16 protein-coding genes are annotated in these 14,177 nt (G+C 39.3%); 9 read left to right on the top strand and 7 right to left on the bottom strand.

Annotated elements, in window-relative coordinates:
- Window positions 1-3: 3 nt before the first annotated feature.
- The gene (gene anmK, locus PR795_RS04565) at window positions 4-1,128 is read right to left on the bottom strand and encodes an anhydro-N-acetylmuramic acid kinase (protein ID WP_272516692.1); all 1,125 of its coding nucleotides are present in this window, start codon (window positions 1,126-1,128) and stop codon (window positions 4-6) included.
- Window positions 1,129-1,652: 524 nt separating this feature from the next.
- Between anmK and PR795_RS04560 the strand changes: the two genes are divergently transcribed.
- Window positions 1,653-2,120 (top strand): glycine zipper 2TM domain-containing protein, encoded by a 468-nt coding sequence (locus PR795_RS04560; RefSeq protein WP_006661931.1) that lies wholly within the window; start codon window positions 1,653-1,655, stop codon window positions 2,118-2,120.
- A 455-nt stretch (window positions 2,121-2,575) separates the two neighbouring features.
- Here PR795_RS04560 and slyA read toward each other — a convergent pair whose 3' ends face one another.
- Complete coding sequence (slyA, locus tag PR795_RS04555; RefSeq protein ID WP_006661932.1) at window positions 2,576-3,010, bottom strand: transcriptional regulator SlyA; 435 nt, start codon at window positions 3,008-3,010, stop codon at window positions 2,576-2,578.
- Between the two features lie 518 nt (window positions 3,011-3,528).
- Complete coding sequence (locus PR795_RS04550; RefSeq protein ID WP_006661933.1) at window positions 3,529-3,768, bottom strand: DUF1289 domain-containing protein; 240 nt, start codon at window positions 3,766-3,768, stop codon at window positions 3,529-3,531.
- A 179-nt stretch (window positions 3,769-3,947) separates the two neighbouring features.
- Here PR795_RS04550 and gloA point away from each other — a divergent pair, with 179 nt between their 5' ends.
- Entirely contained in the window at window positions 3,948-4,355 is a 408-nt protein-coding gene (gene gloA, locus PR795_RS04545) for a lactoylglutathione lyase (RefSeq protein WP_006661934.1), read from the top strand.
- Window positions 4,356-4,481: 126 nt separating this feature from the next.
- On the top strand, window positions 4,482-5,126 hold the full coding sequence (rnt, locus tag PR795_RS04540) for a ribonuclease T (protein WP_006660075.1): 645 nt from the start codon (window positions 4,482-4,484) through the stop codon (window positions 5,124-5,126).
- A 105-nt stretch (window positions 5,127-5,231) separates the two neighbouring features.
- On the opposite strand, the gene PR795_RS04535 is transcribed toward rnt, so the two are convergent.
- Window positions 5,232-5,579 (bottom strand): Grx4 family monothiol glutaredoxin, encoded by a 348-nt coding sequence (locus tag PR795_RS04535; RefSeq protein WP_006660076.1) that lies wholly within the window; start codon window positions 5,577-5,579, stop codon window positions 5,232-5,234.
- A 612-nt stretch (window positions 5,580-6,191) separates the two neighbouring features.
- Here PR795_RS04535 and sodB point away from each other — a divergent pair.
- Window positions 6,192-6,770 carry a superoxide dismutase [Fe] gene (gene sodB, locus PR795_RS04530; protein WP_006660077.1) on the top strand — a complete coding sequence of 193 codons (579 nt, stop codon included), beginning with the start codon at window positions 6,192-6,194 and terminating at the stop codon, window positions 6,768-6,770.
- 88 nt (window positions 6,771-6,858) lie between these two features.
- On the opposite strand, the gene cydH is transcribed toward sodB, so the two are convergent.
- On the bottom strand, window positions 6,859-6,942 hold the full coding sequence (gene cydH / locus PR795_RS18085; protein WP_112860191.1) for a cytochrome bd-I oxidase subunit CydH: 84 nt from the start codon (window positions 6,940-6,942) through the stop codon (window positions 6,859-6,861).
- A 267-nt stretch (window positions 6,943-7,209) separates the two neighbouring features.
- Here cydH and purR point away from each other — a divergent pair, with 267 nt between their 5' ends.
- Entirely contained in the window at window positions 7,210-8,235 is a 1,026-nt protein-coding gene (gene purR, locus PR795_RS04525) for an HTH-type transcriptional repressor PurR (protein WP_006660078.1), read from the top strand.
- 15 nt (window positions 8,236-8,250) lie between these two features.
- Here purR and punR read toward each other — a convergent pair whose 3' ends face one another.
- Window positions 8,251-9,156: a DNA-binding transcriptional activator PunR gene (gene punR, locus PR795_RS04520; RefSeq protein WP_006661936.1), complete on the bottom strand. Its 906-nt coding sequence runs from the start codon at window positions 9,154-9,156 to the stop codon at window positions 8,251-8,253.
- A 122-nt stretch (window positions 9,157-9,278) separates the two neighbouring features.
- Here punR and punC point away from each other — a divergent pair, with 122 nt between their 5' ends.
- The 3 genes from punC (at window position 9,279) to PR795_RS04505 (ending at window position 11,711) form a co-directional block, all read left to right on the top strand.
- Window positions 9,279-10,502: a purine nucleoside transporter PunC gene (gene punC, locus PR795_RS04515; protein WP_181480797.1), complete on the top strand. Its 1,224-nt coding sequence runs from the start codon at window positions 9,279-9,281 to the stop codon at window positions 10,500-10,502.
- 156 nt (window positions 10,503-10,658) lie between these two features.
- Window positions 10,659-11,414, top strand: a complete 756-nt coding sequence (locus PR795_RS04510; protein WP_181480796.1) for a helix-turn-helix transcriptional regulator — start codon at window positions 10,659-10,661, stop codon at window positions 11,412-11,414.
- Between the two features lie 24 nt (window positions 11,415-11,438).
- Window positions 11,439-11,711 carry a putative quinol monooxygenase gene (locus PR795_RS04505; protein WP_006660082.1) on the top strand — a complete coding sequence of 91 codons (273 nt, stop codon included), beginning with the start codon at window positions 11,439-11,441 and terminating at the stop codon, window positions 11,709-11,711.
- Window positions 11,712-11,792: 81 nt separating this feature from the next.
- Here the strand turns inward: PR795_RS04505 and PR795_RS04500 are convergent, their stop codons facing one another.
- On the bottom strand, window positions 11,793-12,470 hold the full coding sequence (locus tag PR795_RS04500) for a riboflavin synthase (RefSeq protein WP_006660083.1): 678 nt from the start codon (window positions 12,468-12,470) through the stop codon (window positions 11,793-11,795).
- Between the two features lie 282 nt (window positions 12,471-12,752).
- Between PR795_RS04500 and PR795_RS04495 the strand changes: the two genes are divergently transcribed.
- The gene (locus tag PR795_RS04495) at window positions 12,753-14,126 is read left to right on the top strand and encodes an MATE family efflux transporter (protein ID WP_006660084.1); all 1,374 of its coding nucleotides are present in this window, start codon (window positions 12,753-12,755) and stop codon (window positions 14,124-14,126) included.
- Window positions 14,127-14,177: the final 51 nt, after the last annotated feature.

Here is a 14,177-nt window from a genome sequence, read left to right as displayed (position 1 = left end):
CGGTTATTTTTTATCTATATTAGCAGGATATATCGCACCTAATACGCTATCTCTGCTGGCACCAGTGACTGAGGCAAGGCTACCGGATAAACCTGAAATTGTGCGGGCCGCAAGCCATGCAAACGCGAGTGCTTCCATATCATCGCCACTCAGTCCATATTTATCGCTGGGTGCCACTTCAATACCCGGTAATAATGTCGCTAACCGCAACATTAAGAATTTGTTCTGAGCGCCACCACCACACACTATCAAACGTTCACAGCCGCCGCATAATTTAACTTGATCCACAATAGATACAGCGGTTAATTCACACAATGTAGCTTGAACATCCTCAGGTGATAACAATTGAAAATGCACTAGATGCTGCTCCAACCATTGCATATTAAAATATTCACGCCCAGTACTTTTGGGTGCTGAACGTTTAAAGTAGCCATCATTAAGCATCATGTTCAATAGTGCTTGATTCACCGTACCCGTCTTTGCCCATTCTCCATCTTTATCATAGGCTTGTTGCTTATTACGCCAGACCCAAGTATCCATTAGCATATTGCCAGGTCCTGTGTCATAACCTTTTACATAAGCATTTGGGAGTAATGCGGTAACATTCGCTATTCCACCAATATTGAGCACAATTCGTTTTTCAGTGGGATGCCCTAATACCGCCAAATGGAATGCAGGAACTAATGGCGCACCTTGACCGCCGTAAGCCATATCTCTACGACGAAAATCACCAATTGTAGTGATTCCCGTTAAGGCTGCGACTCGATTGTTATCACCAATTTGCATAGTAAAGGGGGTTTCGCTATCAGGTTCATGCCAAACCGTCTGCCCATGACAGCCAATAGCAATAATATCTTCAGGAGATAAACTCGTTTGCTGAAGAAGCTGATTAATGGCATTGGCATATATTGTGCCGAGTTCTCTGTCAATTTTCCCTAGCTCAGAAAGTGTTGTTTCCTGCCCTTGGCAAATATTTAGAATCCGCTTTTTCAATTCGATAGGAAATGAGGCACTCAAGCTCGCTTGTTCCGCAACAAATTTATCATTTATTGCAGCTAAAACGACATCAACACCATCTAGGCTAGTTCCTGACATAACACCGATATAGCGACCTGACTTAATCATCATTTATTCCCTTTAACGTGCCTATTCACTTGATGAGATAAACTACGAAAGATTGTGCTTCGAGGGAAGTATTTGTCAACTGATCGATTCAATTTCTCGTACCGCTTCGCAGGAATAATAAATAAATGAAGAGAAGATTCAAAATAGTGAGCAAAATAGCAGCAATAGATGTTTTTTTTATCTATTGCTTATTTAATTTGATTTATAATGGTTCATTCTGTAATTATCTGCTACACCTTAAAGTGAGTGGTCACCATTACAGGTAAAAGTGCACTCTTTATTGATTGCTATAATGAGATGCTCTGAAATAGATAAAAACAGAACACTCTTTAGCAAAGGGTGCCCTAAATTGGGATTTTAGGTGGAATTTGAGACATTTTACCTAGTGTTGATGCATTATTTAATTCAAGATTAGTAATCTAGGCTCTGTTATCTAAAATAAATTTTTGATGTTATTGCGCTTATGGTAAGAACAAATATTCAATGCTACGTTACTGCCACAAACAGCAAGTCTCATAGGAGTTATTATGCTTAAGAAAGTTTTTGTAGGTGTTGCTGCGGTTGTTGCATTATCTGGCTGTGTCAATACGAGTACGCTTTCTGGTGATACTATTTCAGCTCAAGATGCTAAACAAGTGCAAACCGTTACTTATGGTACAGTCCTGAATGCGCGCCCTGTTACTATCCAAGCGGGTGAAGATGGTAACGTTATTGGTGCTATTGGTGGTGCTGTAATTGGTGGTCTATTAGGTAATACTGTTGGTGGTGGTACAGGCAAAACGCTGGCAACCGCAGCTGGCGCAATTGCCGGCGGTTTAGCAGGTCAACAGGCTCAAGGCGCTTTAAATAAAAGCCAAGGTGTTCAACTGGAAATTCGTTTAGACAGCGGTAAAAATATTGTTGTTGTTCAAAAACAAGATCCAACTGCTTTCCGTGTTGGTCAACGTGTCATGATTGCAAACAGCGGAAGCACAGTCACAGTTTCACCTCGTTAAGTTGATTCAAATTAAAATAAAATGCGTTCACCTCCCATGATTCGGTGAACGCATTTTCTGTTAACAAGTTTTAGTGATTTAATTTTAATCTCATGGCTGTTAATAAAATTTAGTGTTATTAACAATGCTAAATTATTTTACTGAATTTTTTTGTATGCTTCATTTTAAATTTATTTTGATTCGTCTTTACATCCCCATACTTCATAGATGAAATAATTTAAATTGATATTATTTTAATGAAAGGAAAATATGATATTTTCACACTATCCTTTACTGTTCAGCCTTATCTACAGCGTCCAAAACTTTATATCTAAAAGTAGCAAAATATAAAGCCGCCTCACGTAAAAAATCATGCATTAGATAAAATCAAAATACATATTACGTGAATAGTGGCTATATTTATTAGTTCAATATATTTTCGATTACATTTCATTCATGAATAAACAATTATTAAGCTATGAATCATTCTGTAATCGTAGGATATTTTTTTCCAACTTTAACAACAATAGAGATAACTGCCCTAGCTCATCATGGCTAATATTACTCAGAATTTCTGTACGCGTATTATTAATCACTTGATCCACAGTTTTGATAAAAGGCTCTGATTCCTCAGTTAATTTGATTCTTTTGGCTCGTCGATCGTTAGCACAAGTATGGCGAGAAATTAGCTTTTTCTCTTCCAATTGATCTAGCGTCCGAACCAATGACGGTTGCTCAATCCCAATGGCTTTTGCCAGCTGAATCTGTGATTGTTCTGGAGGTAACTGACTAATGTTATGTAATGTTACCCAATGTGTTTGCGTTAACTTCAGTGGCTTTAGACGGTAGTCAATTAATGCTCGCCACATACGTACTACGCGAGATAATTCAGTTCCAATTTGTGATTCCAATTTACCCTCCTGTATATAATTATAATGTCTAAAAAATATACCTAATACATATTATTTTTTAAATTATATATTAATTCCCTTTTATATTGACAACCTTTTATTGACTCAATACCTAATAAATACCTATATATAGTGAGTATCAATAATTTATTGCGTGATATATCCTTTATTTTCTTCCATGTACTTTCATGTAAAAACAATCCAATCACTTAATAAGATAACCTATCAATTATCTTATTAATAAGAATAGCCTTACTCTTCTTTCGAATCTATCTATTTTAACCCTTATAGTAATTACAGCTAACAATAAAAAATGCAATAGCAAATAAATCCTTTAAAAACAAAAGAATATAGTTATTCTTAAAATTATGTCATTTACAGTGGATTTGCATAAATACCATCATCATTTTGAATAAATAAAATTTTATTGAAAGATAACCAATGAAATTAATGTTAATTTATCAATTCGTACTTTAATGATTTACAACCTACTAATTAGTAGTGAAATAATTAACCCACTAAAACAATGACTGCTGTGGATCATTATTTTCTTCTTGGGCCACTTTCTTACTATTTGCTCTTAATAGTCGTTGACGGCATAAACGAATCACATGACGTTTCTGAGCATTGGTTAATTGCAACCACCCGAAACGTTCATCTCGAGTACGATAGCAACCTCGGCAATACCCTTGCTCATTGGTTTGACATATCCCACGACAAGGGCTTGGAATGTCAAAAAACTCAAGTTGTTCAGCCATCGTTAACCACCCGTAATATAAACATAAAATTATGATATACTCCCTCGAATTGAGTATAACCATGATATGGCTAAAAAATAAACCACAATCGCTGTATTTAGCCATATCCACGCGTTATATTAATAAATTGATTCGACTTTAAGCATCACTGCGTACGAATTTATTGGGAGACTTTTATTATGCGCTTACTACATACCATGCTCCGTGTCACCGACATGCAACGCTCCATTGATTTTTATACTAAAGTATTAGGCATGCGCCTACTGCGTACGAGCGAAAATGAAGAATATAAATATTCCTTAGCATTCGTAGGCTACAGTGATGAAAGCGAAGGTGCTGTTATCGAACTAACTTATAATTGGGGCGTAACAGAATATGATTTAGGCAATGCATATGGTCACATTGCACTCGGAGTTGATGATGTTGCTAAAACATGTGAAGACATCCGTCATGCAGGTGGAAATGTGACTCGTGAAGCAGGTCCTGTCAAAGGCGGCACCACCGTTATCGCATTTGTTGAAGATCCTGATGGATATAAAATCGAGCTCATTGAGAATAAAAGTGCAAGTAAAGGATTAGGTAATTAATCCTCTTCATGAATTTAAAATTTCGGGGGAGGATATCATCCCCCGAAATTTCTTCAGTATCTACCTGCAAAAATGAATTCCCTTTGGCATAATGAAGCCAACCAGAAACTGTAAATTGAAAGCCTAATGTCTGAAAAAAATAATCCTAACTCACTGGTTAACCGATTTCGGGGTTACTACCCTGTTGTTATTGATGTTGAAACTGGTGGGTTCAACCCTAAAACTGATGGCCTGCTTGAGATAGCCGCCATTACACTTAAGATGGATAAAGATGGCTGGCTCGCCATTGATGAAACGCTGCATTTTCATGTAGAACCTTTTGAGGGGGCGAATTTGGAACCCTCGGCTCTTGAATTTACAGGTATCGATCCAACCAACCCATTACGTGGGGCAGTGAGTGAATATGACGCATTGCATGCCATTTTTAAAACAATCCGAAAAGGCATGAAAAACACAGATTGTAATCGAGCAATTATGGTGGCGCACAATGCTAATTTTGACCACAGTTTTGTCATGAATGCAGCTGAACGCTCTGGGTTAAAGCGTAACCCTTTCCATCCTTTTGCAACATTCGATACGGCAGCACTGAGTGGTTTAGTTTTTGGGCAAACTATCCTCGCAAAAGCATGTGTCACAGCGGGTATTCCATTTGATGGAAAACAAGCTCATGGCGCCTTGTATGATACTAATCGTACCGCACTGTTATTCTGCGAGTTAGTGAATAAATGGAAAAAACTTGGCGGATGGCCGCTTCCTAGCGAACCTCAATAACGCCCTTTATTCCCGCCAGAAATACAAAAAAACCGTATTAGTTTTTATGCTAATACGGTTTTCTATCAATATGTTGTAAGCTCAAAGGCCCACATAACCATTTGATTACTCAGTAATGGTTTCATCTGCTGGACGGTATTTGTCCGCAGTTTCTTTAATCAATGTTTGTAACTCGCCACGCTGGAACATTTCAACGATAATGTCACAACCACCAACTAACTCGCCATCTACCCATAATTGTGGGAATGTTGGCCAGTTAGCATATTTTGGCAGCTCTGCGCGGATATCTGGATTTTGTAGAATGTCGACGTAAGCAAAGCGTTCACCGCAAGAAGACAGTGCTTGAACAGCTTGAGCAGAAAATCCGCAGCTAGGCAGTTTTGGAGAGCCTTTCATATATAATAAAATTGGGTTTTCTTTAACTTGGCGCTCAATTTTTTCGATTGTTGTCATTTTATATCCTAAAACGTGGGTGCTGATTTTGTAGTCAGGTGAGTCACTTTAAATCATTCCTCAGAACCATTTCCAAGATAACTCATTAGACAGAACAGATTGACCGGTGTAATGCCGGCATTGTCAAAACATCGCAAATTGTTCCGTGATTGTTTCATACAATATGCCAGTTTTATAAGGTGAATACTATAGCACTCCTATTTGCGGTACTCAAAAGGTGAAGAACAAATAGCAACGTTTTCTTTTTGCTATAAAAAATTTGCTGTTGGCGTTTTTGCCGTGTAATCATAGGAGTTATTTGTTAATATATTAGCAAATTAATAACACTTGATGCATTTCTCCGCTTATCCATGATAATCACGATCAGGGTGAGAGTGATATTATGCAACTTACTAACAATTAAGACATAAATAGCATCATGTAGCAGGTTTTTTCTTACAGTAGCCTGTATTCTGTTATGATAAACAAATAACTGATTCGATGACGTGGTAGCTGATAATCGTTTCCCGTCACTATAATAGAAGTAGATTAACAAATAGATACACGCTTAATTTCGCTCATTTTACGAGCAAACACCCTAAACACTGAATAAAAGCAATCAAGGAGTACGCAATGTCTTTTGAATTACCAGCTCTACCTTATGCTAAAGATGCTTTAGAACCGCATATCTCTGCTGAAACCTTAGAATATCACTATGGTAAGCACCACAACACATATGTTGTTAACCTGAACAACCTGATCAAAGGTACCAAATTTGAAGGTCTGTCTTTAGAAGAAATCATCAAAACTTCTGACGCTGGCGTATTCAATAACGCGGCTCAAGTTTGGAACCACACTTTCTACTGGCACTGCTTAGCACCAAATGCAGGTGGAGAACCAACAGGTAAAGTTGCTGAAGCTATCAACAAAGCATTCGGTTCATTCGCTCAGTTCAAAGAGCAATTCACTGATGCCGCAGTTAAAAACTTCGGTGCAGGTTGGACTTGGTTAGTGAAAAAAGCAGATGGTAGCCTCGCTATCGTCAACACCTCTAACGCAGCAACACCAATCTCTGGTGACGACAAGCCCGTTCTGACTGTTGATATCTGGGAACACGCTTACTACATCGATTACCGTAACGCGCGTCCAAAATACTTAGAAAATTTCTGGGCGCTGGTTAACTGGAAATTTGTTGAAGAAAATCTGGCTTAATTTTAGTTCAGATCTAAAATGACTAAGGGCGAGTACAATACTCGCCCTTAATTATTTCTCATCCTAAATAGTAAGGATGGAAATGAAATCAGAAAATGTGCACAACAAACAAAATAATTACAGCTAAAGAGCCAAATGCCGCTAGTAATCCATATTTTAAATCTGTATCCATGAGACCCTCTCATATCGAGAAATTGAATTATCAAATAACCATAAAATAAAAAGGTTATTTCAGTATACATGCACAAAAACGTAAAACCAGTGTCTATATCACATGTTATAACATCAATTATTTCTTTCGTTTTTGCGCTAGATCAGACAAAATCGATAACAAATCGCTAAATTATTGCCAGCAAAGAGACTATACATCAATATGCAGGTAATTATTTAACTAGAATTATTTTAGAGACCAAGTTTTGGTTAGGAGTTTTTTCTTCTCATGGCAACAATTAAAGATGTGGCGAAGCGTGCAGGCGTCTCCACCACAACCGTCTCCCATGTTATCAACAAGACGCGTTTTGTCGCTGATGATACAAAAACGGCCGTTTGGGCCGCCATCAAAGAGCTCAATTATTCTCCAAGTGCGGTTGCTCGTAGTTTAAAAGTCAATCACACCAAATCAATTGGTCTACTGGCGACATCAAGTGAAGCGCCCTATTTTGCAGAAGTCATCGAATCTGTCGAAAATAGTTGCTATGAGAAAGGCTACACTTTAATTTTATGTAATTCTCACAATAACTTAGGTAAGCAAAAAGCCTACCTGCAAATGCTGGCGCAAAAACGAGTCGATGGTCTACTTGTCATGTGCTCAGAATACCCCGATACCCTAATTGGCATGTTGGAAGATTACCGCAATATTCCAATGGTGGTAATGGATTGGGGAACTTCTCGCGGCGACTTTACTGATAGTATTATTGATAACTCTTTCCACGGTGGTTATTTAGCCGGTCGTTACCTTATTGATCGCGGTCATCGGGAAATTGGCGTGATCCCGGGGTCTCTCGAAAGAAATACGGGGATTGGACGTTTAACTGGTTTTAAAAAAGCCATGGAAGAAGCCAAAGTCACCCTGAAAGATGAGTGGATTGTTCAGGGGGATTTCGAGCCAGAATCCGGTTATAAAGCGATGATGCAAATCCTCAGTAACAAGCACCGCCCTACAGCTGTCTTTTGTGGTGGTGATATTATGGCGATGGGGGCAATTTGTGCTGCTGATGAGATGGGACTGCGCGTTCCTCAAGATATTTCCATTATTGGTTATGATAACGTGCGTAACGCTCGTTACTTCACCCCAGCTTTGACTACCATTCACCAGCCAAAAGAGCGCTTAGGTCAAATGGCATTTGCGATGTTGCTTGATCGTATCGTGAATAAACGTGAAGATGCACAAACGATTGAAGTTCATCCACGTTTAGTTGAACGCCGTTCCGTGGCAGATGGTCCATTTATTGATTATCGTCGTTAACCATATCACTATAATTTAGCTAGCAAACCACTCCGCGTTGAGCGTTTCACTATCACCAAGATAGTCCAGAAGCCAACTCAACGCCGGAGATGTATTGTTTTCAACCCATGTTAAGCAACATGGACTTTCAGGGAAAGGCTGCGCTAGCTCCAATTCAACTAATTTCCCTTCTGCACACAAGGGTGCGGCTCGATGTTCTGGCACCATTCCAACGCAGAGACCATTCGCTAAACATGCCAAACCACTTTCCCAATAAGGCACAACTAAGCGGCGCTGGTTATCCAATGCCCACGTGTCTCGCTTAGGTAAGCTTCGAGAGGTATCTTCAAGACATAAACTCGGATACTCTCGCATTTGGTCATCCGTCAGTTTACCTTGGATTTTTGCTAATGGGTGTTCAGGGCTTGCCACACAGCGCCATGACATAAACCCCATATCACGAAAACTATAACGCTCACCAATGGGTGAGGCACGAGTTGCACCAATTGCCACATCCACTCTGCCATCCGCTAAAGCATCCCAGACACCATTAAAAACTTCAGGGTGTATATAGAGCTCAATATCAGGAAAATGGCGATAAAAGTCTAAAATCAACTGCTCAGTACGCTGTGGTTTCACAATACAATCAACCGCAATACTGAACTGCCCACGCCACCCATTTGCGACTTGCTGACACTGATGGCGGGTATCAATCATTTTTTTGATAACACTTCGGCTCTCTTTAATAAAGATAACGCCCGCTTCAGTCAACACTACATCGCGGTGACGCCGCTCAAATAGTGGTACTGCCAACCATTCCTCGATTTGTTTCACTGTATAGCTGATCGCTGAAGGGACTCGATGCAGCTCATCTGCGGCACCACTAAAACTTCCCGTTCGAGCCACTGCGTCTATGACTTCAAGTGCATGAGCTGACCACATTTTCTTTCCCTTCAAATAATTTGATAGCAGAGTCCAAATATTACCGTTTCACAACGTAAAAAAATAGCCTATACAATAAGATAACCGTTAACATTATTTCAAATATAGATTAAGTAAAAACTATGACAAATACTGCGACAAAAAACTCCTCTGGATTTTTGATTTACCTTGCCGGCTTAAGCATGCTGGGGTTTTTAGCCATCGATATGTATCTGCCTGCCTTTGGTTCAATGCAAACCGCATTAAACACCACTGAAGGTGCGATCAGCGCATCATTAAGTATCTTTTTAGCTGGCTTCGCTTTTGCTCAGCTTTTGTGGGGGCCTCTTTCCGATAAATTAGGTCGTAAACCTATCCTTATTGCCGGGCTTGCCTTATTTATTGTGAGTTGCTTAGGGATGATCTGGGTTACTGACGCAACTCAGTTATTAATATTACGATTCTTACAAGCCGTTGGCGTCTGTGCTGCCGCTGTTTTATGGCAAGCATTGGTTATCGATCGCTATAACGAAGCCGATACCCAAAAAGTGTTTGCCTCTATTATGCCGCTGGTTGCACTCTCTCCTGCCTTAGCACCATTGTTAGGCGCATGGGTACTTGAACACAGAAACTGGGAATTTATTTTTATTGTACTGATGTTGGTTGGCGTTTTATTGCTGTTACCCACATTATGTTTAAAGAAAGTTGCCCCAAAAATTACTGTTGATGAAGAAAAAGCTCAAGCAAAAATTTCTTTTATTACCCTGCTAAGATCCCCCGTTTTCAGCGGCAACGTCATGATTTATGCCGCATGTAGTGCAGGTTTCTTTGCCTGGTTAACAGGTTCCCCATTTATTTTACGTAATATGGGCTTTAACCCTGCTGACATCGGTTTAAGTTATATACCTCAAACGTTAGCCTTCATCGTTGGGGGTTATGGCTGCCGTTTTGTGTTAGCTAAAGTTCGTGCTGAAACTTTATTCCCATTATTATTAGCAGGTTATGCCATCAGCATGATTATTCTATTTATAATGGCAATCTACATGCAGCCAACATTGACGATGATCTTGATTCCATTCTGCTTTATGGCTGCAATGAACGGAGCTTCGTACCCTATTGCCGTTGCAAAAGCACTCAACACATTCCCATCAGCCAGTGGTAAAGCCGCTGCGTTACAAAATGCTTTACAGTTAGGGTTGTGTTTCTTAGCCAGCTTATTAGTGTCTACACTCTCTTTTGATCCATTACTTTCCACTACGGGAGTGATGGCATTTACTGTTATCCCAATGATTATTGGCTACTTTATGCAGCGCTGTGCCACTAAATCAAATGAGGCAATTAAGCATACTGAATACCAGCATGATTAATTAAACTTATACTTCACCGTATTAGAAATCAGCCACGTTACCATCATGAGTCACGTGGCTGATTTTTTTATTTTGATGAATACGTAATTTATAGAGTTAATTTTTACTTATAACACGCTATTATTAGCACATTCAATTATGACGTTTTGAAGAACCATGCTGAAACAGTATTATCCTCCTGATGAATTAAAAGAATTTGTGAGTTCCATTTTGATCATCAAGAAATTTACTGATGCGATTAAAATATTTCCGGGTACCGGCGCTGAAATCTGGGTTTCGACGGAAAATATCAGCATATCGACCCATGAGCATACATCCGTTAATCCCTTTCAATTAGTCATTCCCAGAATCAATATCTTTACTGCCATCCCTAATAATGCCAGTGTGATGGTCTTACGTATTCGCCATGACGCATTGCGTTTTTTACTTCCACTACGCACATTAAATTATACAGACACGCCAACCCCTCTTAGCCAAGTTTGGAGCAATAACTGGTTTAAATCATTAGCTAACTCCTCGTTTAAGGAGCTAAATGAATGTTTCTATGTTACCAAGGAGACTAAGAAAGCCCATTTTATCGATCACGTACTTGATTCCCTTTATCGTAATCCAAATAAAAAAATCACCGAAATTGCCGATGAAATAGGCTACAGTGCACGCTTAGTTCAAAAGGAGTTTTTAAAAGAATTTGGAATTACACCAAAACGTTATCAAATCAATTGCCGCTTAGAACACGTCATGAAAAGTATGGTTAAAGAACAAGATACCTACCGGTGGTTTGAAACGGGTTATTATGATCAATCCCACTTTTATCGGGATTTTAAGCGTTACTTTACTATGACGCCATCGGCATTTTTAAAGTCAAATTATTCGCTTTTTTACAATACAAAAACAAAGTCTCCATTAAGATAGTTCCGAGTATATAAGGAGAACGGTATGAGTATTGTTGTATATGCCCAAATCACTACCGAAAAAAAGGATGGGTATTTAACGAAAAAAATCGTTAGTGAAATTGCCAAACGCAGCCGGATGGAAAAAGGATGTTTGCAGTATGATCTGATGGCAAAAGAGAATGGTTATATTGTTTTTGAAGAGTGGGAAAATGCACACGCATTAGAAATGTATCAAAAAAGCTCACATTTCAAACAATTAGTCGAAGCTATTGAGCGTGATAATGCAATTTTTTCCGTCAACTTTAGTGAAAAATAATAGAAAATTCGAGTGAATTTAACATCATCGATTAAATAAGCTATAGCTCAATGATGAGCTATAGCCTCACCAAATGAGAAACTAAGCGGAAGGTTTCTCACTTTCTGCTAAGTCTTCTGCAGCTTGCTTTTGTGTCAATAATTTTTCTTGTTCTTTTTGATGCAAAACACGCTCAACGGTATCAACGATTGCTTGGGTTTGTGGATCAATCTCAATATTGACCTTATCCCCCAGACGTTTGCTTCCAAGCGTTGTTCTTGCCAGCGTTTCGGGAATTAAATGTACGCAAAAACGATTATTGATCACATCACCAACCGTTAAACTGATACCATCAATCGCGACAAAGCCTTTGTGCAAAATATATTTCATCAGTGCTTTATCATAGATAGATAGCCAAATTTGATGATTATCTTCCGAAGTGAAAATTTTACTAATTTCAGCCGTGGTCACGATATGACCCGAAACGACATGACCACCAATTTCATCACCATATTTAGCCGCACGCTCGATATTAACCACGTCCCCTTCTTTTAATTCACCCAAATTTGTTAAGCGTAACGTCTCTTTGATTAAATCAAAGCTAACATTTTCACCTTCAATTTTAGTCACGGTTAAGCAGCAACCATTGTGTGCTACCGATGCGCCTGTTTCTAAACCCACTAATAATTCTGGCGTGAATTTCATGACATGAGTACGGAAATTAGCTCTTTCCGTGATTGCAATAATTGGAGCGGTTCCTTGAACAATGCCTGTAAACATAATGACTCTCAGTGCTGTGAATTAATGAACTCAGTTTACCTAAGAATTTTCAGAGATCTATCTTATTTGAGTGGTTATATTCATGCTGTCATCACAAAATATTTAAACCATTTCTATACTAATATGCTGTTTTATTATTCTTAACTATAACAATGTTGGATTGAGTACATAAAAGAGATAGAATAAGGGGTTAGCATTAACTATCTGATTTTTTAGTGAATCATAGAATTTTCATTCCTCTTTTTCTTTTTTTAATTCGAAACTTATTGTGAAGGTGTATGCGTGCAGAAATATATTACAGAAGCGCGTAGCTTGTTGGCTCTCGGAATCCCTATCTTCTTCGCCCAATTCTCCCAAACTGCAATGGGGTTTGTGGACACCATTATGGCTGGAAGTGTTAGTGAAATTGAGATGTCAGCTGTGGCTGTTGGTTTTTCTATTTGGTTGCCTGCTATCTTATTAGGGCAAGGCATTCTCATGGCTCTCACGCCAATTATTGCTCAAATGAACGGCTCTGGTCGTCGGAATTTAATTGGTGACCAAGTTCAGCAAGGATTATGGCTGGCATTCATTTTAGGTATCAGTGTCATGTTATTGCTATACAACAGCAAACTGATTATCAGTAACATGCCTCATATCGATGAAGAGTTAGCGGATAAATCGGTACGTTTCCTCCACGCGATTATGTGGGGAGCGCCTGGTTATCTTTTCTATCAAGTCTATCGTAGCCAATGTGAAGGTTTATCGAAAACCAAACCGGGGATGGTTATCGGCTTTCTTGGCTTGATGGTGAATATTCCCGTTAACTATATCTTTATTTATGGCCATTTTGGCGCACCAGCCTTAGGTGGCGTCGGTTGTGGTGTTGCAACTGCAACGGTGTACTGGGCGATGTGCTTAATGATGAGATGGTATGTTAAACATGCGCCAAATCAGCGAGATATCCGTCCAGCACAAACATTAGCAACGCCAAATCCAGATATTTTAAAGCGCATTATCGTACTCGGAGCGCCGATTGGTTTAGCACTGTTCTTTGAAGTCACATTGTTTGCTGTTGTTGCCCTACTGGTTGCTCCTCTAGGTGTTGTTGCTGTTGCAGGTCATCAAGTGGCTCTTAATTTCAGCTCCGTGATGTTTATGTTCCCACTATCGATGGGGATCGCCGTCACTATTCGTGTTGGCTATAACTTAGGACGCCAGTCTACAGAGGCCGCAAAAGTGTCTTCTTATACAGGGCTTGCGGTCGGGCTATCTTTAGCGTGTTTAACGGCGATCTTTACCAGCTCATTCCGCGAGCCTATCGCTATGATGTATAACAAGAATCCAGAGGTTGTTGTTCTTGCCTCTAGCTTAATGCTATACGCAGCGATTTATCAGCTTTCAGATTCTGTGCAAGTTATTGGCGCTGGGGTACTTCGCGGTTATAAAGATACTCGCTCAATCTTCTTTATCACCTTTACTGCGTATTGGATTTTAGGCTTACCGTCAGGCTATATTCTGGCATTAACAGATTTAGTGACTGACCCTATGGGACCAAAAGGTTTTTGGCTAGGATTTATTATTGGCTTAACCGCAGCAGCCATTGGTATGGCAACACGTATTTTGTGGATCCATCGCCAGTCGGATAGTGTTGTTCTATTACGTTCAACTCGATAATTGACGTAATTTTCAGCGTTTTATGGCAAGGGAGACTCTGTTTTTTTGCGA

Origin of the sequence: Providencia sp. PROV209 (assembly GCF_028479485.1) — a bacterium.
GTDB lineage: Bacteria > Pseudomonadota > Gammaproteobacteria > Enterobacterales > Enterobacteriaceae > Providencia > Providencia alcalifaciens.
Note: the sequence above shows the minus strand (reverse complement) of the source record. Positions and strands in the feature narration are given on the sequence as shown.